The organism is Camelimonas fluminis, from assembly GCF_014656355.1.
Classification (GTDB): Bacteria; Pseudomonadota; Alphaproteobacteria; order Rhizobiales; family Beijerinckiaceae; genus Camelimonas; species Camelimonas fluminis.
In genome coordinates this window covers 1-512 of sequence record NZ_BNCG01000186.1, presented here as the reverse complement: position 1 = coordinate 512, position 512 = coordinate 1, and the positions used below count along the sequence as shown (strand labels likewise).

The 512-nt window shown below is 60.7% G+C and carries 1 protein-coding gene; it reads right to left on the bottom strand.

Translation table 11 applies throughout. The features are described from left to right. A partial coding sequence (locus IE243_RS23070) for a hypothetical protein (RefSeq protein WP_191321606.1) occupies positions 1 to 261 on the bottom strand: 261 nt, incomplete at its 3' end. Between the last annotated feature and the right edge of the window lie 251 nt (positions 262 to 512).

Below are 512 nucleotides of genomic sequence, written 5' to 3'. Positions count from 1 at the left end.
TTCGCCAAGACGCCCCTCAATGGCCGTCAGGATACTCACCAAGGCCTCGGGCACCGCCGCGTTTGCCTGCAGCGCATCACCAAGGAGTTGGTTCCCGAGCAACTGCCCGTCGCGCAACTCACCCAGGACACGCATCTGCGCCTCCTGAAGAAGCAAAAGCTTCCCATGCGAATCCGTCAAAAGGTTCAGTTGCCGGCTCAGCCGGGAAATTTCCTCATTCAATCGCTGAACGGAGGAGTCCGGTGCCGATGACCCGCTCATTTCCATCCCACCCCCGAGAGTGCGACCAACCCGCTGCGGGCCGGGAATAAGCGAAGACTCCGGAATCTGAGGCTGCGGTGTTTGCGCGGGCTCACCTTGAGCCCTCGGCGCGAACACGGCTTCCGCCTCGCGTCTCGGGTCCGAATACCTGGAACCAGCATGACGCCCCCCTCGGGACTCAACCGTAAAATTGGGCCCCGGCCGAACACCCTTTTTGTTCGACATGAAATTTTGCTCCAAATGTTCGGCGG